Origin of the sequence: Staphylococcus sp. GDY8P72P (genome assembly GCF_016890655.1) — a bacterium.
Classification (GTDB): Bacteria; Bacillota; Bacilli; order Staphylococcales; family Staphylococcaceae; genus Staphylococcus; species Staphylococcus arlettae.
This window is the reverse complement of the sequence record NZ_JAFEQJ010000008.1, coordinates 154,594-178,600: the sequence shown is the minus strand read 5'-3', so window position 1 is coordinate 178,600 and position 24,007 is coordinate 154,594. Positions and strand designations below refer to the sequence as shown.

The 24,007-nt window shown below is 33.2% G+C and carries 22 protein-coding genes; 6 read left to right on the top strand and 16 right to left on the bottom strand.

Annotated features, from left to right (window positions below; translation table 11 throughout):
* Positions 1-148: 148 nt before the first annotated feature.
* The 9 genes from dhaM to JVU85_RS04625 all read right to left on the bottom strand — a co-directional run bounded on the left by dhaM (position 149) and on the right by JVU85_RS04625 (position 9,903).
* A complete protein-coding gene (gene dhaM / locus JVU85_RS04665) occupies positions 149-511 on the bottom strand; it encodes a dihydroxyacetone kinase phosphoryl donor subunit DhaM (RefSeq protein WP_002508959.1) in 363 nt (120 codons plus the stop codon).
* 1 nt (position 512) lies between these two features.
* Positions 513-1,088, bottom strand: a complete 576-nt coding sequence (gene dhaL, locus JVU85_RS04660) for a dihydroxyacetone kinase subunit DhaL (protein ID WP_021459170.1) — start codon at positions 1,086-1,088, stop codon at positions 513-515.
* 12 nt (positions 1,089-1,100) lie between these two features.
* Complete coding sequence (dhaK, locus tag JVU85_RS04655) at positions 1,101-2,066, bottom strand: dihydroxyacetone kinase subunit DhaK (protein WP_021459171.1); 966 nt, start codon at positions 2,064-2,066, stop codon at positions 1,101-1,103.
* 156 nt (positions 2,067-2,222) lie between these two features.
* Positions 2,223-3,239, bottom strand: a complete 1,017-nt coding sequence (locus JVU85_RS04650) for a FecCD family ABC transporter permease (protein WP_002508962.1) — start codon at positions 3,237-3,239, stop codon at positions 2,223-2,225.
* On the bottom strand, positions 3,236-4,195 hold the full coding sequence (locus tag JVU85_RS04645; protein WP_421574266.1) for a FecCD family ABC transporter permease: 960 nt from the start codon (positions 4,193-4,195) through the stop codon (positions 3,236-3,238). The genes JVU85_RS04650 and JVU85_RS04645 overlap by 4 nt, the downstream gene beginning before the upstream one ends.
* 52 nt (positions 4,196-4,247) lie before the next feature.
* Positions 4,248-5,051, bottom strand: a complete 804-nt coding sequence (locus JVU85_RS04640) for an ABC transporter ATP-binding protein (RefSeq protein ID WP_021459173.1) — start codon at positions 5,049-5,051, stop codon at positions 4,248-4,250.
* Positions 5,052-5,392: 341 nt separating this feature from the next.
* Positions 5,393-6,229 carry a YitT family protein gene (locus JVU85_RS04635; protein ID WP_002508964.1) on the bottom strand — a complete coding sequence of 279 codons (837 nt, stop codon included), beginning with the start codon at positions 6,227-6,229 and terminating at the stop codon, positions 5,393-5,395.
* A gap of 438 nt (positions 6,230-6,667) precedes the next feature.
* Positions 6,668-7,897 carry a NupC/NupG family nucleoside CNT transporter gene (locus tag JVU85_RS04630; RefSeq protein WP_002508965.1) on the bottom strand — a complete coding sequence of 410 codons (1,230 nt, stop codon included), beginning with the start codon at positions 7,895-7,897 and terminating at the stop codon, positions 6,668-6,670.
* Between the two features lie 284 nt (positions 7,898-8,181).
* The gene (locus JVU85_RS04625) at positions 8,182-9,903 is read right to left on the bottom strand and encodes an ABC transporter ATP-binding protein (RefSeq protein ID WP_021459174.1); all 1,722 of its coding nucleotides are present in this window, start codon (positions 9,901-9,903) and stop codon (positions 8,182-8,184) included.
* A 201-nt stretch (positions 9,904-10,104) separates the two neighbouring features.
* On the opposite strand from JVU85_RS04625, the gene pbp4 reads away from it, so the two are divergent.
* The gene (pbp4, locus tag JVU85_RS04620; protein WP_107373894.1) at positions 10,105-11,400 is read left to right on the top strand and encodes a penicillin-binding protein PBP4; all 1,296 of its coding nucleotides are present in this window, start codon (positions 10,105-10,107) and stop codon (positions 11,398-11,400) included.
* Positions 11,401-11,574: 174 nt separating this feature from the next.
* Here pbp4 and tagD read toward each other — a convergent pair whose 3' ends face one another.
* From tagD to JVU85_RS04600, 4 genes are all read right to left on the bottom strand, one after another.
* The gene (gene tagD, locus JVU85_RS04615) at positions 11,575-11,973 is read right to left on the bottom strand and encodes a glycerol-3-phosphate cytidylyltransferase (protein WP_002508968.1); all 399 of its coding nucleotides are present in this window, start codon (positions 11,971-11,973) and stop codon (positions 11,575-11,577) included.
* An 82-nt stretch (positions 11,974-12,055) separates the two neighbouring features.
* Entirely contained in the window at positions 12,056-13,114 is a 1,059-nt protein-coding gene (locus JVU85_RS04610) for a glycosyltransferase family 2 protein (protein WP_021459176.1), read from the bottom strand.
* Complete coding sequence (gene tarB, locus JVU85_RS04605; protein WP_021459177.1) at positions 13,111-14,202, bottom strand: teichoic acid glycerol-phosphate primase TarB; 1,092 nt, start codon at positions 14,200-14,202, stop codon at positions 13,111-13,113. The genes JVU85_RS04610 and tarB overlap by 4 nt, the downstream gene beginning before the upstream one ends.
* Before the next feature lie 235 nt (positions 14,203-14,437).
* The gene (locus JVU85_RS04600; protein ID WP_002508971.1) at positions 14,438-15,238 is read right to left on the bottom strand and encodes an ABC transporter permease; all 801 of its coding nucleotides are present in this window, start codon (positions 15,236-15,238) and stop codon (positions 14,438-14,440) included.
* Positions 15,239-15,632: 394 nt separating this feature from the next.
* On the opposite strand from JVU85_RS04600, the gene tagH reads away from it, so the two are divergent.
* Entirely contained in the window at positions 15,633-16,427 is a 795-nt protein-coding gene (gene tagH / locus JVU85_RS04595) for a teichoic acids export ABC transporter ATP-binding subunit TagH (RefSeq protein ID WP_002508972.1), read from the top strand.
* Positions 16,428-16,481: 54 nt separating this feature from the next.
* Here tagH and tarA read toward each other — a convergent pair whose 3' ends face one another.
* Entirely contained in the window at positions 16,482-17,231 is a 750-nt protein-coding gene (tarA, locus tag JVU85_RS04590) for an N-acetylglucosaminyldiphosphoundecaprenol N-acetyl-beta-D-mannosaminyltransferase TarA (protein ID WP_021459178.1), read from the bottom strand.
* Between the two features lie 207 nt (positions 17,232-17,438).
* Between tarA and JVU85_RS04585 the strand changes: the two genes are divergently transcribed.
* Positions 17,439-18,188: a M50 family metallopeptidase gene (locus JVU85_RS04585; RefSeq protein ID WP_021459179.1), complete on the top strand. Its 750-nt coding sequence runs from the start codon at positions 17,439-17,441 to the stop codon at positions 18,186-18,188.
* A 47-nt stretch (positions 18,189-18,235) separates the two neighbouring features.
* On the opposite strand, the gene JVU85_RS04580 is transcribed toward JVU85_RS04585, so the two are convergent.
* Positions 18,236-18,877 (bottom strand): metal-dependent transcriptional regulator, encoded by a 642-nt coding sequence (locus JVU85_RS04580; RefSeq protein ID WP_021459180.1) that lies wholly within the window; start codon positions 18,875-18,877, stop codon positions 18,236-18,238.
* A gap of 120 nt (positions 18,878-18,997) precedes the next feature.
* On the opposite strand from JVU85_RS04580, the gene JVU85_RS04575 reads away from it, so the two are divergent.
* From JVU85_RS04575 to mntC, 3 genes are read left to right on the top strand one after another with little or no spacing between them, the layout of a single operon-like run.
* Positions 18,998-19,738: a metal ABC transporter ATP-binding protein gene (locus JVU85_RS04575; protein ID WP_002508976.1), complete on the top strand. Its 741-nt coding sequence runs from the start codon at positions 18,998-19,000 to the stop codon at positions 19,736-19,738.
* Positions 19,739-19,741: 3 nt separating this feature from the next.
* Positions 19,742-20,578 (top strand): metal ABC transporter permease, encoded by an 837-nt coding sequence (locus tag JVU85_RS04570; protein WP_002508977.1) that lies wholly within the window; start codon positions 19,742-19,744, stop codon positions 20,576-20,578.
* The gene (mntC, locus tag JVU85_RS04565) at positions 20,575-21,507 is read left to right on the top strand and encodes a manganese ABC transporter substrate-binding lipoprotein MntC (RefSeq protein WP_021459182.1); all 933 of its coding nucleotides are present in this window, start codon (positions 20,575-20,577) and stop codon (positions 21,505-21,507) included. Before JVU85_RS04570 ends, mntC begins: the two co-directional genes overlap by 4 nt.
* Before the next feature lie 364 nt (positions 21,508-21,871).
* On the opposite strand, the gene JVU85_RS04560 is transcribed toward mntC, so the two are convergent.
* Positions 21,872-23,920 carry a cation:proton antiporter gene (locus JVU85_RS04560; protein WP_002508979.1) on the bottom strand — a complete coding sequence of 683 codons (2,049 nt, stop codon included), beginning with the start codon at positions 23,918-23,920 and terminating at the stop codon, positions 21,872-21,874.
* Positions 23,921-24,007 lie beyond the last annotated feature (87 nt).

Here is a 24,007-nt window from a genome sequence, read left to right as displayed (position 1 = left end):
ATGTCCTCCTATACCCAGATTCTTTTTACAATTGATTTTTATTTTATCATATTCCGCGTACATATTCATTTAAGAAACTACTTTTTTAACAATTTTAATTTCACAAGTTATATTAAAGACTTTTTCTACTAGCAATAGACAAAAATCTTTAACTGAAATGATTTTTTACTTCTTCAATTGTGTCTTCCAACGTGCCTCCAACAGATAATTTGACTGCAGCCGTAAAACTTCCTTCAACAATCGGGGCATCTACTTTTATCATCTGGTTCTTGCCATTATACATTTCAATAGCCATATCTAAATTCATTTCAGCTGAACCAATGTCATAAAAACATATCGCATCATCGTTTAAGCCATTTAAAAGTTGGTGAATATCATCAAAAGATGTCCCTATTTCACCATTAATACCACCTTGAGCTACTACATTAACACCTGAGGCCATTTGACTTAATAGATCTTTAGTCCCTTTTGCAATCTTTTCACTATGACTCACAAGAATAATTGATGTCATATTATTCATCTCCAATCAATGCATTTAAAACATATACACTACTTTGAGCGCCCGGATCCACATGTCCTTTAGAAGCCTCTTTAAAGTATGCTGCTCGCCCTTTGGTAGCAATCATTTCTTTAGTATCGTCAGCAAAAGCTTGTAGTTTTTCAAATGTTATGGACTCATTATTGGCCACTGCCAGTCTGGCACGTTCAATTACGTCAAACATTGTTTTCTCATTGAGTTCTACTTTACCTCTTTGTGCTATTGCATCTGAGAATGCTTGTAGAACCTCGCTTAAATTATCCGGAGTAATTTCATCACCTGCTACCTGTGCCATTTTGACAAAACTAAAACCATATAAAGGCCCAGAAGCTCCTCCGATATGAGACATTAGCGTCATACCTGTCGATTTCAAGATAGTGGAAACTGATGAATCATCTAAATTATCAGGTAATGCTCGAAAACCACGAAGCATATTTACACCATGATCTCCATCGCCAATTGCTCTATCTAATTGTGTTAAGCTTTCTTCTTGAGTTTCAAATGTATCAACTAATGCTAATAAATTCATTTTTAACGTTTCAGCATTCATTGGGTTGCCTCCTTAATTAAAGTAACGACTTGCTGTTGTTTGCGTTAACGCGGTTAAAACTGTTTCTGAATATGGTGCCAATGTAATTGAAAAACCTTGCATATCAAGTGACGTCATATAATCTCCAACAAGCCAATGTTTCACAGCTAGATTTTTGGCTTCACAGTATTCAGCGACATATTTTGTGACAATGTTTAATTCAGAAATAGGTGTACCACCCATACCATTGACCATGACGATGACATCATCCGTCTCTATTTCAGTTAACAACGGTTGTAATAAATGGCTTACTATAGTATCAACTGGTTGAACAGGCTCTTTAGACAAACCTTTTTCACCATGAATACCAATACCAAGTTCTATTTCATCTGCATCAATATCAAATCCATATTGACCTGTAGTTGGTACCATAGGTGGTGTTAGCGCCATGCCTATACTTTTAACACTATCTACAAAGGTCTGTACTCGAGATTGTAACGAGTGTAAATCGGTGCCTTGTTCAGCTAAATATCCTGCATATTTATGTGCCAATACAGTACCAGCTACACCTCTGCGTTGTGACGGTTCCTCAACAGCTACATCATCTTTAACTATAACAGTGGCAACCTCAATGTCTTCCATCGCAGCCATATCTTGTGCCATTTCAAAGTTCATAACATCACCAGCATAATTTTTAACAATCAACAATACTCCTTGACCAGTGTCGACTGCTTTTATTGCACTTAATATTTTATCTGGTGTCGGTGAAGTAAATATCTCTCCACATACTGCAGCATCTAACATACCGTCTGCAACGTAACCTGCATGTGCTGGTTCATGTCCACTACCACCGCCTGAAACAATAGCAACTCCTTCAGTTTTTTTATTTTTTCTTACTACGACCGTATCTGCAATAATATCTATATCATCATTTGCTATCTTCATACCAGCAAGCATATCAGCTAAGTAGTCAGTTTTCTCTTTGATTAGCTTTTTCATTTAAAGCTCCCCCTTTAGATTAAACACTATTTACACTTAGTATACCCTACATTTTTCAGCAAACGCTAATAATTAAAATTAAAAAAAGACTAAACGTATATAATTTTGATATCTTATAAAACTAGATTTCTATCACATACACTTAGTCTTTTTATTTTAAACCATTTTAGATTTGTACATTAAATATAAGAAGTATGGTGCTCCAATAATAGCTACGACGATACCAGCTGGTATGCCAGAAGGTTGTAAGATAACCTGACCAATAGTATCAGAAACAAGTAATAAAAATGCACCGATAACAATTGAGATTGGTAAAAATAATTGATGTCTTGGACCAACGATAGATTTAGCAATGTGTGGTCCCATTAAACCAATAAAACCAATTGCGCCTGCCACTGCTACTGCTGCAGAGGACAGCACGACCGCTAACATAAGTAATATGAAGCGTTCCTTATCTACTCTAACACCCACACCTTGTGCTATATGTTGACTGGTATTTAATAAATTTAACGCGTTCGATTTTAGCAGTAATATAGGTATGATAATGACTAACCACGGTACAAAAGCTAGCACAAAGGACCATTCATCTCCCCATATATTACCAGCAAACCAAGAAGCCATAAATTCAGATTGATCTTTATCAAATTTAGACATTAACGTCAATGAACCACCACTAAGAGCTGTAGCTAGACCAACACCTACTAACACCATACTAGCTGGCGTTATCCCTTCTCCTTTGTTGTAGCTGAAGCTAAATATAATAAGTGCTGTTAAAATACCACCAATCATACTAATAATCGGCAATACATAAATAAAGTTATCAGCATTGACTTGGCCAACAACAATAAACAGTGCAATAACAAAACCACTACCTGCATTAATCCCTAAAATACCAGGCTCCGCAAGTGGATTACGTGTCACACTTTGAATGATCGCACCACTCATCGCCAAAGCAGCACCAGCTAAAATAGTAATGATCATTCTAGGCAAACGAAATTCTAGTAATATTAATGTATCTGTATAAGCACCTTGTCCAAATAATGTTGTAAAAAATGTTCCGAATGACATTTTATATTCACCAGAAGTCATACTCCATGCACAAGTTATTATTAATAATACAGTGAATACTATTAAAGTAATCCATTGTCTATATTTTAACTTTGGATCAATCATGTAAAGCGACCTCCCTTTTTAACTAAATATAAAAAGTAAGGTACACCAATAAACGATATAATTGCTCCTACAGGTGCTTCACCCATCATACGTGCTAATGTATCAGCAACTAACACAAGTAAACCACCTAACACTGCAGTTAAAGGAATAACACGTGCATAATCTGTGCCGACTAAAAACCTTACTATATGTGGCACCATTAAACCGACAAAGGCTATTTGACCAACCATAGCAACTGCAACGCCTGCTAATACCATGGCTAATATTAAAGTAATACCTCGTATAAAAGCCACATTTTGGCCTAGCCCTCGTGCTAAAGTTTCACCTAAATTTAATATAGTCAACTGTTTACTTATCGTAATTAAAATGAGTAACGCGATAACAATGACAGGGATGGCCCAAATTAATTGATGCCATGTTGTACCTGACACACCACCGGCACTCCAAAATGTTAAATCTTGATTCAACCTAAAAAACAGTGCGACACCTTGGCTCAATGCTGTTAAAAACGCACTAACTGCTGCACCCGCTAAAATAATACGCATAGGATTAAAACCATCACTACGCGAACGTCCAATCATCAATACGATAAAACCGCCAAGAATAGCACCTACAAAGCCGGCAAACATGAGCATTAAAAAAGGTGCTTTAGGATACAATGCAAATGTCAGCGCCAAAGTAAATGATGCGCCTGCATTTAATCCGATTAAACTTGGATCGGCTAATCCGTTTTTCGTAACCCCTTGCACTACTGCTCCCGATGTTGCCAAAGCAGCACCAACTAAAATAGCGCCTATATCGCGCGGGATACGGATTTCACTAATAATGTTATGTTGTTGATTCGTTACATCATAGCTAAATATAGCTTCAAATATCGTTGTCACATTAACTTTCGCTTCTCCCAGCAAGATAGATACAAAGAGTGCGACAACTAACAATACGATAGCTATAGCCATCGTAATTGCAAAATTATAAACTTTCTTTTTTTGCGTTGTCATCGTTATGCTCCTATACCTGGGAATAGCTACGTTTACATAAATCATATGTGACTAACATAGGCTTACCTGTTCGTGGATCTCTACTTATCTCAACATCAATATTAAACACCTTTTCTAGAATATCTTTAGTCAATACTTCCTCGGTGTCACCATTAGCAATGATATCGCCATCTTTCATCGTTATTAAATAGTCAGAAAAACGCACTGCTTGGTTAATGTCATGTAATACCATGACGATAGTACATCCTTGTTCTTGATTTAACTGGGTAATTAATTCTAAAATTTCTAATTGATGTGATATGTCCAAATATGTTGTTGGTTCATCTAAGAAAATAATATCTGTACGTTGTGCAAGCGCCATAGCTATCCACACACGTTGTCTTTGACCACCACTTAAGTCGTTAATAGCACGGTATTGAAAGTCAGCAGTGCCTGTTACTTTCATGGCCCAATCGATTTCTTTTTTATCTTCTGCAGATAATCGGCCAAAACCTTTTTGATGTGGAAAACGACCATAAGAAACAAGTTCTCCAACTGTTAACCCATCAGCTACTTCAGGAGACTGTGGCAATATCGCAATTTTCTTAGCCAATTCTTTAGTAGCTTGTGTGTGTATACTTTCTCCATCTAACACAATTTCCCCATTTGAAATCGTTAATAACCGTGATAATGCTTTTAACAATGTAGATTTACCGCAACCATTCGGTCCAATAATAGAAGTAATTCGACCATCTGGTACTGTAATATCTAAATTGTTGACTATAACATTATCTCCATAACTAATCGTAATTTGATTCCCATTTAAACGTGTCATACTTACCCTTCTTCCTGATTAATAAGCATCTATCTTAACCTATAATTGATTGTCTTAATTTCTATATATAAGTTATCTGTTATTGTCATTTATTGCGTTAATTGCTACATCCCGTAAATGATAATCATTATCACGGGTGTTATTATACCATTTTTTACTGAAATTGACTATAAAATCACAATAAAATTCTATGCTTAATATCTGTAAGTCTACCAATTATAAACACTAGAAAAAGCGAAAATATGAAACCAAACGTCCACATTTGATTTCGTATTTTCGCTTCAAAACTTACTTTTTGATTCTACTGGCAAAAGTTAGGACGTAATCAACGGTCACTAACTTTAGTGCTCATCTATCAAGAAACCATTACCATAAACGTCACGCACATCATGAACGACTAAAAATGCGTCTTCATCTGTCTGTTTAATTAAGCGCTTGGCTTTAGTCACTTGTGTTTTTGTTATTACAACGTACAGAATATCCTTATCTTCTTTAGTAAAGTAACCACGACCATTTAAAATTGTTAAGCCTCGACCGACTTTTTCATCTATGACTTTAGCTACTTCATCTGGCTTTTGTGAAATAATAGTCATTGCCTTTTTCGTATTTAAACCTTCGATAACGAATTCCATAACTTTAGTGCCGATGTATAATGATATAACCGTGACTAATGCACTAGGTAACGGAATAACAGTTAATGAAATAAGCACAACTATTAAGTCGAAAAACAACAGTGCATATGGTGTACTAACATCTAGATACTTATTAGCTATTCTTGCAAGTATAGTCGTACCTGCAGTCGTTCCACCTGCTAAAACAATGACACCAATACCTAGACCTACACACGTTCCACCAAAAATCGCATTAACTAAAATATTATTAGAATCTACTTGCCAACTTTCAGTCAATCCTAAAAATACAGAAATTAACACTGTCGCCAAAATAGTTAACAGCATACTACGTCTACTTAAAAACTTATACCCCACAGCAATAAGTAACGCGTTTAAAACAAAGTTCGTAAGCCCTGGAGAAATATGGTATGCATAGTAAAGTACAATGGCAAGTCCTGTAACGCCACCTTCACCTAAATCAGCTGTAATAATAAATGTATTGACACCCGCAGAAAAAATAAATGATCCTATAATCACCAATATAATATCACGTAGTGTTTTATTCACGCCCACCAACCTCCTATTCAATTTTCAATCACTTGAATAGTAGCAAAATAATGCCAACATCACAACACTCTACCTCATTTAACTGGAATACAAATTAATTTGAGATACATAATTTTAAAAATTCTGAATTTTCGGTTTACTTATATTTATTCCTTTGCTATAATGTTATTTATCTTCTTATTGAAGAACAATAAGAAGCCATCTCCTTTGTGTTGTTTATAGTAACAAACAAAAACAAATTTTTGCTCGAAGTATGTTATAAGTACCTAGTCCTTGCTTATATCATACATTTAATTCATTTCCCGTAAAAGCCAAGTACACCGCGTACTTGGCTTTTATAATGCAAAAAAACAGAACAGCTAAACGCTGCTCTGTTTAAATTTAAGTATTAAAGTGTTTATGCAGTTATTAAAATTGACTATCACACCAACTTTTATCTTACCAAGCAAACAAGCCGACAAATCCTGCTGTCATTAACGATACTAAAATACCGGCTAATAACATCATTGGTACATATTTAGAGACAAAGTCAGAAGTCTTCGTATCAACTATTCCTTTTAATGTACCTACAATCATACCGATTGTAGAGAAGTTTGCAAATGAAATTAAGAATGTTGTAAGCACTGCACGTCTGTGCGGTGAATATGAATCCAATACATCTTTAATTTCTCCCATAACAACAAATTCATTGGTCACAATTTTTTTAGCCATTTGTTGCGCAACAATCCATGCTTCTCCCCACGGTAAACCAAGTAATAATGCAAAAGGATACATAAATACACCTAAAATTTGATCTAAACCAAAACTACCTTTTAAACCGATCCAAGTTGCAATAATACCTGTTGCAGCATTAATTAGACGGTCGATTAAATCTGATAAAGCAACAAAACTAATGACAAATGCAATAATAATTAAAATCAATTTCCCTGCATTTAAGACAGAGTCTCCTAAGAAAGAAAAGAAAGGTTGTTTTTCTATCTCACTATTTTGAATACTATATATAATGTCCTCTTTATCTTCGAGAGTAACTGGATTAAGAATTGCAGAAATTATAATCGCATTAATGATATTCAATGGTATAGCAGTTAACACTAAATCACCAGGTACCATCGACACGTATGCACCTACGATAGCCCCAGATACTGAACTCATAGACATCATTGCGATAGTTAGTACACGTGTTTCATTCATACGCTTTAATTGTTCACTAGAAACTGCTAACGCTTCAGTGTTTCCTAAAAACATCATTTCAATACCAAAGAATGACTCGAACTTTGGTTGTCTCGTAATTTTAGCTAACACCCAACCAATCATTCCAATTAACTTAGGTAAAATATTTAAATACATCAGAATATCAAATAATGGTACAACTAATAAAATTGGGAATAAGGCACTAACTGCCATATCCATTGCACCAGGTTCGACCCAACTTGCAAAAGCAAATCCTGTACCTGCATGTGCAGAATCAATCATCCAGGCAATTCCGTTTGCTAATCCTTGTACTACTGCTTTCCCCCATGGGAAATAAATAAAGAACCATGCTAATACAATATTAAGGATTACTAAAATACCGATAGAAGTCCACTGTATGTCTTTGCGATTTCTTGAAAATAATACTGCAATCGCTAAGAAAACAATTAAACCTAAAATATTAATTAGTAAAAACATTTTACACCCACCATTCCAATATATATGAACTCAAGCAAACTCAAATTAAAAAACCATCTTACTTTATAATTATTGACTTGTCCCTAAAAAGTTAATAATGATTAATCACTAAAATATAAATAGTGTATTCGTTTTCATTTATTGTATTTCTGTGTTTTTCAATTTTCTACCTTGCTAGTTAATTCTAACTTATTATAGCATGTAAGGATTTTTGATAAAATAACTTTTTTAATGTTCGAGTATATGCTATTTATTTCTTTTGGCATTTACAAAATGTCTGTGTTTTATTCAGTTAAGTTTTGAGTAGCAACAAACTGCTGATATTTCTCATGTGTTTGCATTAATTCTTGATGCGTCCCACTTCCTGTGATAACACCTTGATCTAAAAAGATAATTTGGTCTGCTTTACGAATCGTTGACAAACGGTGAGCAATCACTATCGTAGTCCGCTTCTCCATTAATTCTTCTAATGCGGTTTGGATTTTCCGCTCGCTTTCACTATCTAAATTTGCAGTAGCTTCATCTAACAATAAGATTTCCGGGTTTTTTACAAAGCTACGTGCAATATCAATACGTTGACGTTGACCGCCGGATAATTTAATACCGCGTTCACCCACTAACGTATCATAACCTTGCTCAAGATTTTGAATAAAATCATGACAATTAGCTATCTTAGCATACGCTTCCAATTCTTCATCAGAAACAGCATGATTAATACCATAGAGTATATTGTCCCGTATCGTACCGCTCATCATGGCATTCGTTTGCATAACATAACCTATTTTATGTCGCCAAGTAGCTAAAGGGATATTATATATAGATTGATCACCGTATGTAATCATGCCTTGCTCAATATCATACATACGTTCGATAATATTAAAAATTGTACTTTTTCCTGATCCTGATGGCCCTACAAAAGCTGTGACTTTACCTGCTAAAATTTCAAAATTCACCGCTTGCAATACAGTTGTCGTATCATATTTAAAAGTTACATCTTTGAATATTAAAGATGGATGTTGGGATTCTTCAACTACTTCAGGCAAAGTAAAATCTTCTATAGGTTCTTGCATAATCTCATATATACGCTGACTCGCTCCCACAGCTTTTTTATAATCAGTTACTAATGTAGATAAATTGACTAACGGACTTGATAACTGCACTACATAGAAAATCATAGCAATTAATGTTCCTGCAGTAATGGCACCGCTTGTAACCCTTAATGCGCCGAAACCTAAAATCACTGTAATCGTTAACAGCATGACCAGTCCAGATATTGGTTGGATAATTGCTGTGATTTTTGCTTGCTTTAACCCTAAATCATAAATGCGTTGTAAATTATTGTCTGCTTTTTCTAATTCTAAACGCTCTGTATTTGCTACCTTAACTAAACGCATTTCGGTTAACACTCGTCCAAGCAAACCGCTAAAATCGGCAATTTCGGCTTGTGTCTTTTTGGATATACGTTGCATTATTTTCCCAAGTGGAATCATAATCCCAATAAATATCGGTATCGTTATAAAGGTTACTAACGTTATTTGCCAATCCATTACAAAAAGCATAATAAAAGAACCTAAAACAGTTAATACTGATGGCAACAACTCTGGTAGTTTTTGCGAAATAAAAGCATTGATTACTTTCGTATCATCAGTTAACCTACTCATTAACTGACCACTTTCATTTTTGTCAAAAAATGGCATTGTTAAATGCGTAATATGTTGCCATAACATTGAACGTATGGCGTAAATAATTTTTTCTCCAATTTTACTTAATAAATATAAGCCCAAGCCGCTCAGTAAAGTGTTCATAATAAAAATCCCTAAAAAGATAGCGATAAAATTCCAGTTAATACTTTCTAGGGTAAATTTGTCGACTAATTTACCTGTTACTAAAGGAACAAGTAATCCTGTTAAACTACCTAAAGAAGATATACACACCGCAATGGCAATTAGTTTTTTTGGCCAAGTTAATTTTTTGAATAAATAAAATAACGGGTTCGTTTGATTCATTACATTTACCTCTATTTTTGACTTATGTGGTTACATCGCCAAGCAACGAAAACTTTATGTAACTCTATGCTTTATTGCTTGCTTTTTTAATTCACAAAATTATTGTTGTGACGGTTTATATATATTCATTTATTAATTCAACCCAATATGCTAAAATATTTCTATTATCAAAAAGAGAATATATTAAGAAGGTTTGTTTTTATGAAAAAGTTAATTTCCATTATGGTAACTGTTATGTTTATTGTTTCAATTATAACACCTTTTGCTAATGCTGAGACAGCTACACCTACAAGCATTGCAAATCAATACGGTTATAACGTATCTGATAAATATCAACCTGAGGGTGCAGCAAACATTGCACAAACAGGCCAAATTCTATATGACTATAATATCGACAAAAAGTGGTACCCTGCATCCATGTCTAAACTTATGACCATGTATTTAACATTGGAAGCAGTGAAAAAGGGAGATTTATCTTTAGACGATAAAGTTAAAATTACAGAAGACCACTATCGTATGTCTACTTTACCAAAATTAAGTAATACTAAACTTTACCCTGGCGAAACATATACCATTAAAGAATTATTGCAAATAACAGTTTCTGCTTCTAGTAATGCGGCAGCACTAATATTAGCAAATGAAGTATCTAAAAACACTTCAGAATTCACTGACTTAATGAATAAAAAAGCTAAATCAATAGGCATGAAAGATACGCACTTTGTTAATCCTACAGGTGCTGACAATGCCCAACTAGAAGATTTTGCACCTAAAAAGTACACTGATGAAGATAATTCAGTGTCTTCAACACGAGATTTCGAAATTTTATCGCAACGTTCAATTCAAGATACACCTAAAATTTTATATTTCACTAAGCAAACTGCGCCAACACAACATGGTGTTACATACTATACCTTCAACCATTCACTTGAAGGTGGCGACATGAGCTTAGAAGGTACTGATGGTTTAAAAACTGGATCAAGTGACCTAGCAAATTATAACCATACTATCACGACAAAACGTGATGGATTCCGTATTGTACAAACAATCATGGGAGCCGGAAACTATGATAACTTCGGTGGTGAAAAACAACGTAACATGATGGGTAATGCTATGATGAATATGTCTTTCGATCAGTATAAATACACTAAAATTTTAGGCAAAGGCGAACACAAAATTAATGGCAAAACTTATTACTTAGAAGATGATTTATATGATGTATTGCCAAAAGACTTTACAAAAGAAGATTATAAATATGTCATCGAAGATAAAAAATTACACATTGAATACGACCGCTCATTTATTTCCGATAAATACGGTCCACCTTCTGTAAAAGTGAAAAAACCATTATTACACGAAACTACTACTATGGTTAAATCCACTTGGGATGATCATCCTATTTTAACGTTATTAGGTATCGTCTTAATTATTACCGCATTAGCAATCGTTATTTATTTACTTATTGATTTAATACGTCGTAAATCTAACAATAAAAAATAGTTCAACATACGCATTGAGTCTAGGATTATCAATCCAAAACTCAATGCGTTTTTTTGAGTTAAATTAAACTTATAACGCAATAAAAAAGGACAAGTTAGAAATCATGGTGATTTCTAAAACTTATCCCTTTAAACATTATCAACACACATTCATATTATCGTGTGTGATAATTTATTAATGTTCTTCTTTACCATATAATTCTTTTTTAACTTTAGTCGTAGAAATACCTTCCGTACGTCTAAGATAAATAACCTCACATTTGTCCTTTAAAAAATCAAACTCGCCTTCCCAGTCATGACCCATGACAAATGTATCTATATCATAACGTTCAACATCTTTTTCTTTTTGTCCCCATCCTTCTTCCGGGATTACAAGATCAACATAACGAATTGATTCTAACATCATTTTACGTTGTTCATAGTTATAATAAGATTTTTTATTTTTTATACGGTTGAATTCATCCGATGATAACGCAACAATAAGATAGTCACCCATTTCACGTGCTCTTCTCAATAATTCAATATGACCATAATGCAATAAGTCATAAGTTCCATATGTTATAACTCTTTTCATTATTATCTACCTCTCAGTAACTTTTCACATTTTCAAGAAGTATATCATACTAAAATTTTTAATACTATAACGTAATTAATGTTTACCTTTTCAATAATTTTTTTAGAGTCATTTTGCTTTTAAATTTAGCACGTCTCGGTAGAATTTCAACTTTAAAACGATAATAAGGTGGCCGTCCAATACCAACATAATGTAATGTTTCTCTCCATGTTTCATATATTGGTTTTGTCCAACCTTTACCACCTTGCTCTACTACTTTAATAATTCTGAACAATGCGCGCCCTTCGTAATCTGTTGTTTGCATTGTTTTCAGATACATTGTCACTGCATTAATAAATGGTTCGGTAATTTCCTTTTGATTGGCTAGGTAAGATTGAATTAAATAGCTAACAATCAACTCGTCAAAACGATAACTGTAATATACTCTTAAATTCGATAATAACAAAATATCCATCACGCGTTGTCTAACCACCGCTGCATTAGCTAAATAATCTTCAAAACGGTGCGTACGCTGTTCTGTAATTGATCCTTCTACATTATTATAACCATAAATAATATTAGGTAATAATTGAATATCACTGGCTTTATTAAAAGCACGTGCCATAAATGTATGTTCTTCACAAAACACTACATCTTCATCAAAACGTAAGTCCGCAAATTTAGCACTAAACATTTTTGCACCAGGGCCTATAGATTGTAAGATAGCTGGACATTGAGCCAAATTCACAGTATCAAATTTATTAATTTCTGTATGAGTTGGAATCGTTTGCCATTCTCCATGACGCTCGCGTCCTAGTTGCCCTAAAACAATATCTACATCATCATTTTTCAAATAGTAGTCAGCCATGTAATCAATTCTGCTAGGTAAGAACTCATCATCAGCATCTAAAAACATAAATACATCACTCGACATAGATGCAAGACCTCTATTACGACTTGCTGCCGCACCCGCATTTTCTTGATTGATAATTGTCAGTTCTTTATACATTTTCGCTAATTCCTGCAACACTGCTAATGATTCATCAGTCGAACCATCATTTATACAAATGATTTCATGCTCATACTTAGTATCAATCGAGGCAATAGCACGACGAATCGTATTAGCTGCATTATAAACTGGAATAATAAATGCTATTTTCATTGTGAAGCCTCCTTATTAATTAACTTCATGACTTGATTTAAGCTATCCTTCGTATTGTATTGATGCCACGTTTGAAATAACGGTTCTAACGTTTGTTCTTGTTGCTGGATCAATTGAATTAATGATGTTTCATCATATGCTTTATAACGACTTGGTATATCATAATAATAGCTATTTAACCCACGTTCCGCTTCATACAATGTCTCATCATAAACGTAAAAGACAGCAGTTTTATTTAATAAACTTGCCTCAATTGCTAATGAGCTATAATCAGTAATAATCAAATCTGCCATCAACATCAATGTCTGTGTATCAATCTGAGTCTGACTTGGCTCTGCTACTGCTGGATGTAGTTTATTGATTAAAGTATAACCAGGTAATACTTGTTCAAATTGTGTAACATCGATTATTCTATTTCTTTGATTGTATTCCCTGTATGTAGGAACGTAAATCGCGAGTTTAGTCGTAATCCCATGCTGCTGTTTTAACTGTGTTTGCATCTCTTTAACATCTAATTGACAATACGGTACTAACCTCGGTAGTCCTGTCGTACAAAGCTGTGTTGGATGTACATCAAAAGCTGCTTTAAAACATTCTGCCATTGGTGGACCACCGATTAAATAAAAATCTGTAGCTCCATAAACCCGACGATATTGTTTAACTTGCATTTTATTAGTATGATCCACTTGATGATCCGTTAGCCCAAAATGTTTTAGCGCACCTGCAGCATGCCACGTTTGAATAATTTTTTGACCAGCTTTTTTGCGATAGCCACCTAATAGTAAATAATAAGTATCAATCACTATTACTTTTGCTGTGCTTAATGCTTTTATATGGTGAATAATATGTTTATTTCCTGCTGGAATAAATGTACAATTTTGTAATTGTTCAATGGTTTCTTGATGTATGCCTTTAGCAATTACTGTGACACGATATCCTTGTTGAGATAATTCTTTAATTATCGGTAAGACATCTGCTTCAAAAGTCATCATCACTACTATGTGTTTTGTTGATATTTTATTCCAACTAAATACTACATTTAGTATATGTATCATCATCATGTAAATTCTTTTTATCCATTGTCTCATTTTTTCTCCCCTTTACTTCAGTTAGTTTCATTTAATTATAGCGTGCTTTTTCCAAAATTTATAGAATTGCAACGATAGCAATGTTTAATTATTAAATTATTTCGTTCTATCTTATTGTCAGCTTGGCCCTATTCACTTAACCTACACTTCTAACGATTAATTATTACCAATATACAAAAAGAACCTGGAACGTAAAATATGTTTCAGGTTCTTCATATATTTTATAAATAATGCATTACATAAAGTCTGCAAAATGATCGCGATACTTCATGTGTAAAATCGATCCTACCACGAGTAAAACAATAACTAAAATGACATTATAGACTGCCAATTCCCAATGAGAAATAAAGTACCAATCATGATGTAAAATAGCAGCTCTATATGCTTCAGCTAAAAAGTAAATCGGATTTAATTGCATCACATCAGTTACAATACCTTTAGGTGGCACGATTAAAATAGATGATACGAAAAAGACAATTCGCATTAACGCTTGCATTGCCATCTGAGTATCTCTAATAAGTACACCTAAAGTTGATGTTACGAGTGAAATTGCCACCGTTAAGATTAACGCGAAAGGTACATATATTAACAACTGTAAGGTGTAAATTGTCGGGTGATACCCTGCAAAATAACATATAACCATCACTATGGCTAATAAACCGAGATGCCCGTAAAATCTACTAAACACAATATAAGTAGGAATAATAGACAACGGAAAATTCATTTTTGCTACTTGATTATATTTCGACGCAATCGCCTTGGTTCCTTCTAATACACCTTGGTTCACAAAGAACCACATACTAATACCGACCAATAACCAATATATAAACGGCACACCATCTTGAGGGGTATTACTGCGCATACCTAAACCAAAAACAAACCAATAAACCGCAATTTGCATTGCTGGGTTGATTAATTCCCACGCCATACCTAAGTAATTACTATGGTTAGTGATTCTAATTTGAAATTCTGCTAATCTTTTGATCAAATATATATTTTTTATATGTTCTTTAAATACAGTCCAAACTGCCTTCATTTAAATAAACCACGCTTTCAAACGATTTACTTTTATATCTTAAACTTTTGTTTTTTATTCTGTCGTTATCTCCAAATATTTTCATAACAAAAAAATTATACCCTATTTAATAAATAGATGTAAACTTACTATGATTTCATTTTAGCTCATTACTATTAATATCATCATAAAATAGTATTGCCAATTATTATATACTAGATGATACCAGCTACATTTTACACTATTTTCTACTAAAAGAGTTGATTTAATTCCACAAATTCAGTAAACTTTAACAATTGTAGACTATAGTTTTCTCGCAATTCATACCTACTTACTTTACAATAGGTTAATAAATTTAACAACTCATTTACTATATATTATAATAACAGTAATTAGAAATAAGGATGGTAAAATTATGACAGTCTCGGTAAACATTGAACATGTCTCAAAAGAATACCGTATTTATCGCAATAATAAAGAACGAGTAAAAGATTTACTGGTACCTTTTCACAAAAACAAAACATTTTATGCTTTAAATGATTTATCATTAACTGCACATGAAGGTGATGTTATTGGCCTAGTAGGTATTAATGGTTCTGGTAAATCTACCCTTAGTAACATGATTGGCGGATCACTTTCCCCAACACGTGGTCACATTAACCGCAATGGAGAAGTCAGTGTAATCGCCATTAATGCTGGACTTAATGGTCAACTTACTGGAATTGAAAACATTGAATTTAAAATGTTGTGTATGGGCTTTAATAAAAAACAAATTAAAGATTATACTCCACAAATTATTGAGTTCAGTGAACTTGGTGAATTTATTTACCAACCCGTTAAAAAATATTCCAGTGGTATGCGTGCCAAATTAGGGTTTTCAATAAACATTACCACTAATCCCGATATTTTAGTTATCGATGAAGCTTTATCCGTTGGTGACCAAACATTTGCACAAAAATGTCTAGAAAAAATTTATGAGTACAAAGAACAAAATAAAACAATTTTCTTTGTCAGTCATAATATGAAACAAGTACGTGACTTCTGTTCAAAAATTGCATGGATAGAAGGCGGTAAATTAAAACAATTTGGTACATTAGATGAAGTCTTGCCTGAATATGAAAAATTTTTAAATGACTTCAAAAAACGTTCCGCTGCGGATCAAAAAAAATTCAGATCAGAATTAGATAATTCTCGTTTTGAATTTAAATAACGTTAAACTAAAAACGATTACGATGCCACAAAATTCAAGACATCGTAATCGTTTTTAATGTTTATGTCGCATTTGTTTCATAACTTTCCATAAAAATCTAGGAATACTTTGCATTCTTCCTAACCGTTTCCAATCAATTATTAAGCGATAGACCCACTCTAAATTAATGGTTCTAATAAATTTAGGTGCTCGTTTTTTGACTCCACTAAATACTTCTAATGAGCCACCTACGCCCATCATCACTGTATGTTCAAAGTTATGTCGATGCTGCTCTATCCACATTTCTTGTTTAGGATAACCCATCCCCACAAAAATATAATCTGGCTTAAAGTCTTTTATTTCTTGAGCAATGTGCGCATCTTGTAGATCGATATATCCGTGATGATGATCAAAAATTATATTTGGATATTGCTGTTTTAACTGTTCTTGTGCTTTTACTACTACTACTTCTTTGGCTCCTAATAAATACACCCGTTGATGATTAGAATGCGCTATTTTTAAACATGATTCCATCAATTCAATACCTGGTACACGAGCTTTTAATGGCGTTCTTAAAATTTTGGAAGCTTTGACCACGCCTGTACCATCTGCAACGGTATAATTAGCGCTGTTAATCAATGTTCGATAAAATGTATTAGTTGTAGCATAATCTACGATTTCTGGATTTGCAGTCACAATAAACAGTGTCTCTTGTTGCCCGTCTTCAAAAAATTGTTTTACATTTGTTACCATATCGTCCATTGTGACATTATTAAAATGTACAGATAAAACATCTACTTTATCTGTTTCGTCTCTTTTCACCATTAACTATTAACTCCTATCTACTCACTGTCGATTTCATACAATATTAACAGTCATTTTATCATAATACGCAGTAATGAGATAATACTTTCTGTAATATGCTATTCCCCTAATTCTTTCCTACATCAAAAGTCCAAATGCGCTAATTGTTTATATCGTTTATAATAGATTAAAGTTCATATTCATCACCATTACAAAAGAGGTATTTGCATGTCCTATATACAATCATTTTTAAGTTCATCCATTCAATTACATATTAGTTGGATTTTAATATTAGCAGTGCTTTACATTGTGATTCATCAGTATAGGCACAAGCCACTTAATCGTATAATTGATATTTATTTAAATTATATTCCAGTATTAACACATGAATTTGGCCATATTTTATTTAATAAAATTAGCGGAGGCAAAGCTAGAGATTTAGTTATTGTCGCTAAACCTTCAGAACGTGACCAAACATCACAACAAGGTTATGCTATTACACAATCTAGTAGTCGTTTGAGCCAAATCATTACCACATTAGGTGGTTATATCATGCCACCTTTAATGCTCTTTTTAGGATATTTAGCTGTCACTGCCAACTATCCCAACATCTTTATTGCTGTGTATTTATTTATATTTTGCTATTTTGTCATATTAACATCTCGTAAATTACTCCCAATTATTATACTTTTGATGTTAATTGTATTGCTTTATGGTATATTTCAAAGCAATGATCAGGAGCTCATCTTTTATTTCGTTTCTATAAGTTACCACTTCATCCTTGGAATGTTGCTCGGTGAAGTGCTCCAATCAAGCTGGACAATCTTTAAACTGACGTTTTTCAACCGTGATGTTGAATGGGATGGTACAACATTAAACGAATTAACTCGCTGCCCCACATTCTTTTTTAGTACACTGTGGATTGCGATTAATTTATATACTGTGTATAAACTTTTCACTGTAGTTATTTCATTTTAAATATATATGCAAAAAGCGATGGTTAATATAAACCATCGCTTTTTATATTATTCTACGTAAATATGCGCTGCATTATCATAACTCAAAATTGTAACCGTCTCGCCTTTTTGAATCATTACTACTCTATTTGTATCATCTTTATCGACGATAAGTACTTCATCACCAATTGAGATGGCTTTACTAGACAAATAAACCAATAATTCTGTTCTGTCCCTTACTCTTTTAACATTAACATAATCTCCAGCACTAAATTGTAATAAATCGGTTGTATATAGTTCCTTATATTGATTATTACGTGGTATAACGCCGCCATGAGGACATGTAGTTGGATAATCTAATAACTTATCTAACCGCTCTACAAATAGATGTGAGACTCTGTGTTCTAATACTTCCGCTTCCTGATGCACTTCTTCCCAATCATAATGCAATATTTGAATTAAAAATAATTCAAGTAAACGATGTCGTTTAATAATATCTAAAGTGTGTGCCAAACCTTTCTGCGTTAACATCACACCTTTATATGGTTTTGTTGCTACCAATTCTGTTTGTTCTAATCTATTTATCATTTCACTTACTGATGGTGGCTTTATATTTAAATACTGCGATAACTTTTTGTTTGATACAAAAGTAGTATCGCCTTTATGCGTTAAAATGGCCTTCAAGTAGTCCTCTTTCTCTTCTGTCAGCATACTTTCACCTCTCACAATCATTGTCTTTATTGTATCACGAAAATTCTTGACACGCTAAAAGTTCGTAGTATATTATAAAATAAATTAGGTCAACCTAAAAATATTTTTAGAAGGTGAATTATGTTAGAAATAAAAAACTTAAATTTGCATTTAGGGAAGAAACATGTGCTCAAAGATATTAATTTAACATTACCTATCCAAGGTGAAATTATAGGAATTATGGGACCTAATGGTGCAGGAAAGTCATCTTTATTTAAATCGCTTATTGGAGAATTCAAAGCAACTGGAGAACAATTGTTAAATCAACAACCGCTCTCCTCAGTATTAAAATCAATTACGTATATTCCTCAAAAAGCTCATATTGATTTAGATTTTCCTATCGGTGTAGAAGCTGTTATATTATCAGGCTCATATGGTAATATCGGATGGTTTAAACCCGTAACTAAAAAAGTAAAATCACGACTCGAGTCTTTATTAACAACATTAGAATTAAATGATTTGCGTCATCGTCAAATTTCCGAATTAAGCGGAGGTCAATTGCAACGTGTACTTGTGGCACGTGCTTTAATGCACAGTAATCAGGTCTATATGTTAGATGAACCTTTCGTAGGCATAGATTTTCATAGTGAACAGTTAATTTTCAATTTATTACAGCACCTAAAAAGTGAAAACAAATTAATCTTAATTGTTCATCACGACTTATCTAAAGCCACTCAATATTTCGATCGTATCATTTTACTTAATCGCACTATTCGCTTTTTTGGTGATAGCGATATAGCAATGCAACCTGAACAATTAAACCAGACATTTTTAAATGCAGAACCTTCTGCACTAATATCCGATGAAAAGAGTGTGCAGTAAAATATGTTAGATTTCATTGAACATTTATTCAGTTATCAATTTTTAAACCGTGCACTTATTATCTCTATAGTAGTAGGTATTGTATGTGGCACGGTAGGTAGTCTTATTGTATTACGCGGTCTTTCGTTAATGGGGGATGCTATGAGTCATGCAGTGTTACCTGGTGTAGCATTATCATTTGTACTCGGTATACCAATGTATATCGGTGCTTTAGTTACAGGGATGATTGCAAGTTTATTTATAGGATTTATTACGCAAAGCAGTAAAACTAAACCAGATGCTGCGATAGGTATTAGTTTTACGGCCTTTTTATCTACTGGGATTATCATTATTAGTTTGATTAATAGTGCAACAGATTTACACCATATTTTATTTGGCAACATTCTTGCCATTACAACTAATATTTTTTGGTCTACTATTATCGTCAGTGCTATAGTACTTTTACTTATTGTTATATTTTATCGACCTTTAATGATTTCAACATTTGATTCAACATTTAGCCGCATGAGTGGCTTGAACACTACATTAATTCATTATTTTGTAATGTTATTACTAGCTATGGTAACAATAGCCAGTATTCAAACTGTTGGTATTATTTTAGTCGTTGCATTATTGATAACACCTGCGAGTACTGCATTTTTAATAGCTAAGACCTTACCACAAATGATGGTAATTGCTAGTACTATTAGTATTATTTGTTCTGTCACTGGTATGTATTTTAGCTACATTTATAATATTCCAAGTGGCGCAACCATTGTTCTGTGTGCATTTATTATTTACATCATTGTATTCAGCGCACTAAAAATTAACACACGTATAAAGAAAGGACAATTAACATGAAAAAATTATTACCCATACTTTTAATATTAATGCTAGTCGTTGGTGCTTGCAGTAATAACAACAAATCTGCACAGTCAGAAAACAAGTCAAATGATAAATTAAAAGTTGTAACTACTAATTCAATAATTTATGATATAGCTCAAAATGTTGGCGGTAAGAATATAGACTTACATAGTATCGTTCCTATAGGCCAAGACCCTCATGAATACGAAGTAAAACCTAAAGATATTAAAGCATTAACAGATGCTGATATTGTATTTTATAATGGGTTAAATTTAGAATCGGGTAACGGGTGGTTTGAAAAAGCTTTAAAACAAGCGAATAAATCAATGGACGATAAAAATGTTGTAGCTGTTTCTAAAACAGTAAAGCCTATTTATTTAGAAGGTGCTAGTAAAAAAGAGGAGAACCAAGATCCTCATGCGTGGTTAAGTTTAGAAAATGGTATTAAATATGCCGAAGTTATTAAAGAGACGTTAACTAAAAATGTTAAAGATAATAAAGATGTAGAGAAACAAGGTTCAAATTATATTAGCAAGCTACAAACATTGAATAAAGAAAGTCATAACAAGTTTGATGATATTTCAAAAGACTCGCGTGCATTTATTACAAGCGAAGGTGCCTTTAAATACTTTGCAAGACAGTACGATTTAAAACCAGGATACATTTGGGAAATAAATACTGAAAAGCAAGGTACACCAGAGCAGATGAAACAAGCCATTGAATTTGTTAAAAAACACAATCTAAAACACTTACTTGTTGAAACAAGTGTTGAACGTAAAAGCATGGATACATTAAGTGAAGAAACTAAAAAAGATATTTATGGTGAAGTATTTACCGATTCTATTGGAGAAAAAGGAACTAAAGGAGATTCCTATTATAAAATGATGGAAGCTAATATCAACACAATTCATGGCAGTATGAAGTAATAATTATGATAATAACTAAGGCTATTCAACCTGTTAACTAGGTGAATAGTCCCATATCGTACGTGTCTCTCCTAAACATGCTACACACCCACGTACGATATGGTGGTATTCAAGCCTTAAATCATACTCTTACGCCATCAATGGTACATAATCCTCCTCCATTGATGGCGTTTTCTCTGTGTAAAAAAGTAAACGTAGCAATATAATGAAATTTCTATCCAGACAGCCCATATTGCTACGCTTACAAAACTGGCAGACCGCTAAACATTTATGATTCATTGTTTTAGTGATCTGCCAGTTTATTTTTATTTACTTTTCAGTTCGTACATTAAACTAAAGCAACTCTATATATAGAGTAGTGTCACTAAGTTAAACTATCTACAATAACCATTTCATCATAGTTGATTGATTCTCGTATTTTTAACGCTGTTGTGTCACTAACATCTTCTTCTTCTATCAATTGATTTAAGATACGACGTTGTTCTTTCAATGCATCTAAACGAATTTTCGTTATCGAATTTTCGTTCTTAGGATTGAAAAAGTTACTTGGTGTTAAATTATCACGTCGTGCCAAATAACCATCACAAATCATCCCAACTTCTAATTTATTATCTTCAGTAGTTTCTTTACTTAAGCGACTCACTACTCGATAATGTACTGTACGCATAACATTGGAGATTTCTAACAAGTTATCTGCAATAGATAACGAAGAAGCTGCGTTTGTTTTCATACGTTTTTTAATACGTATTTTCAAAATATAAACTTTCACTTCAACAATTAAACGTTGCATTAATGAAGCTTGTTTATAAATTTGAGTTCGTTCAGCGTAACGCATATAGTTATCCAACACACTAGTAGTAATATCACCATTAACAACTAAATTATTTAAAGTATCGTTTTCAACCTCAAATGCAATTTTTTGCAGTCGCTGCAATTCTTTGATATTCTCATCTTCATTTTCCACAGTACGTAAAAATGCAAGTTTTTCATGGTATTCTTTAATTACTGTTCCATAATGAAAACTAGATTCTAAAGTTGAATTTTTATTTAATGACTCTATTACCTTTTCTAAAATAAAGATTCTTGCATGCTTATAGTTCATCCCTGTATCTTTAGGTTTCGGTGCAGATGGTGTAAATAATGGTAATAAGAATTGTGCTATTACTAAACTAATAATTACCATACCAGATGCAACAAATAGTAAATCATCCCTAAAAGCAAAAGAATGATGATTTGCCAACATATATGGCAAAGTTAAAGCAATAGCTAATGAGATAGTCCCATGTACACCACAAAGAGACATTATAAATGCATAGACCCCTCTTTTTGGTGGTGTTTCTGTGTTGGTTTGATTATTTTCATTATCCGACATCATTTTTTGGAAAGGACTCACTGGTAAATAAAAGTAAGGGTATAAAACGAACACCCATAAAAATCTAAAGACATAAATCGCTAGTGCTATTAAAACAGTAACAATAATTAAAAATAATAAATTATGCGGTTCATTTTCTATAATACGACCTACCACTTCAGGAATTAAATAACCTAAAATAGCAAACACAAAGCCATTCAATGCATAGCCGATAATATTCCACGTATGGTTATAACTCATTTGCAAACGTGTACGTGCTTGTGAGATACGATCTCTTTCAAAGCCATGAACCAAACCAGCTACAACCGCGGCAATAATACCTGAAGCATGGAACATTTCTGCTATAAGATATGTGACAAACGGTGTTAATAATTGAATAAAAGTAAACATGTTAACATTTTCAATGCCTCGTCGTGTTAAAGATACTCTTGCTCGTACTAAAACCACACCGATAATAAGCCCTACGATAAATCCTCCGATAGATGATATTAAAAACTGTTCTATCGCGTTAGCCACTGAAAAAGTTCCAGTAATAAGAGCTGCTACAGCAATTTTAAAAGATATGATACCAGCTGCATCATTTAAAAGTGATTCACCTTCTAAAATTGTCATAGAACCTTTAGGTAATACTTTCCCTTTCGTTATAGCTTGCACAGCTACTGCATCGGTAGGACATAAAATGGCTGCTAAAGCAAACGCTGCTGCCATTGGTAACTCAGGCCATATCCAATGAACAAACAGACCTACTACTATAACTGTTGTCACTACTAAACCCAATGCCATCATTAAAACTGGCTTAATATACCTTCTTAAATGTACGCGAGATACTTGTACACCTTCTACAAATAATAATGGAGCAATTAATGCAACCATAAAAAGTTCTGAATCAAAATTAAAGTCTACAGGTACAGGTGTAATATATAACAACATACCTAAAATTATTTGAATGAAGGCCAAAGGAACTTTTGATAAAAATATATGTACAAATGAACTTAAAATGACGACTACTATAAAAATAAGCAGTGTCTCAAATATTTGCATAGTTTCACCTCTCATCGTTTGAACTTTACTATTATAATTGCTGAGGTTGAAACAAATAACGCATAATATACATGTCACACAAGCGCT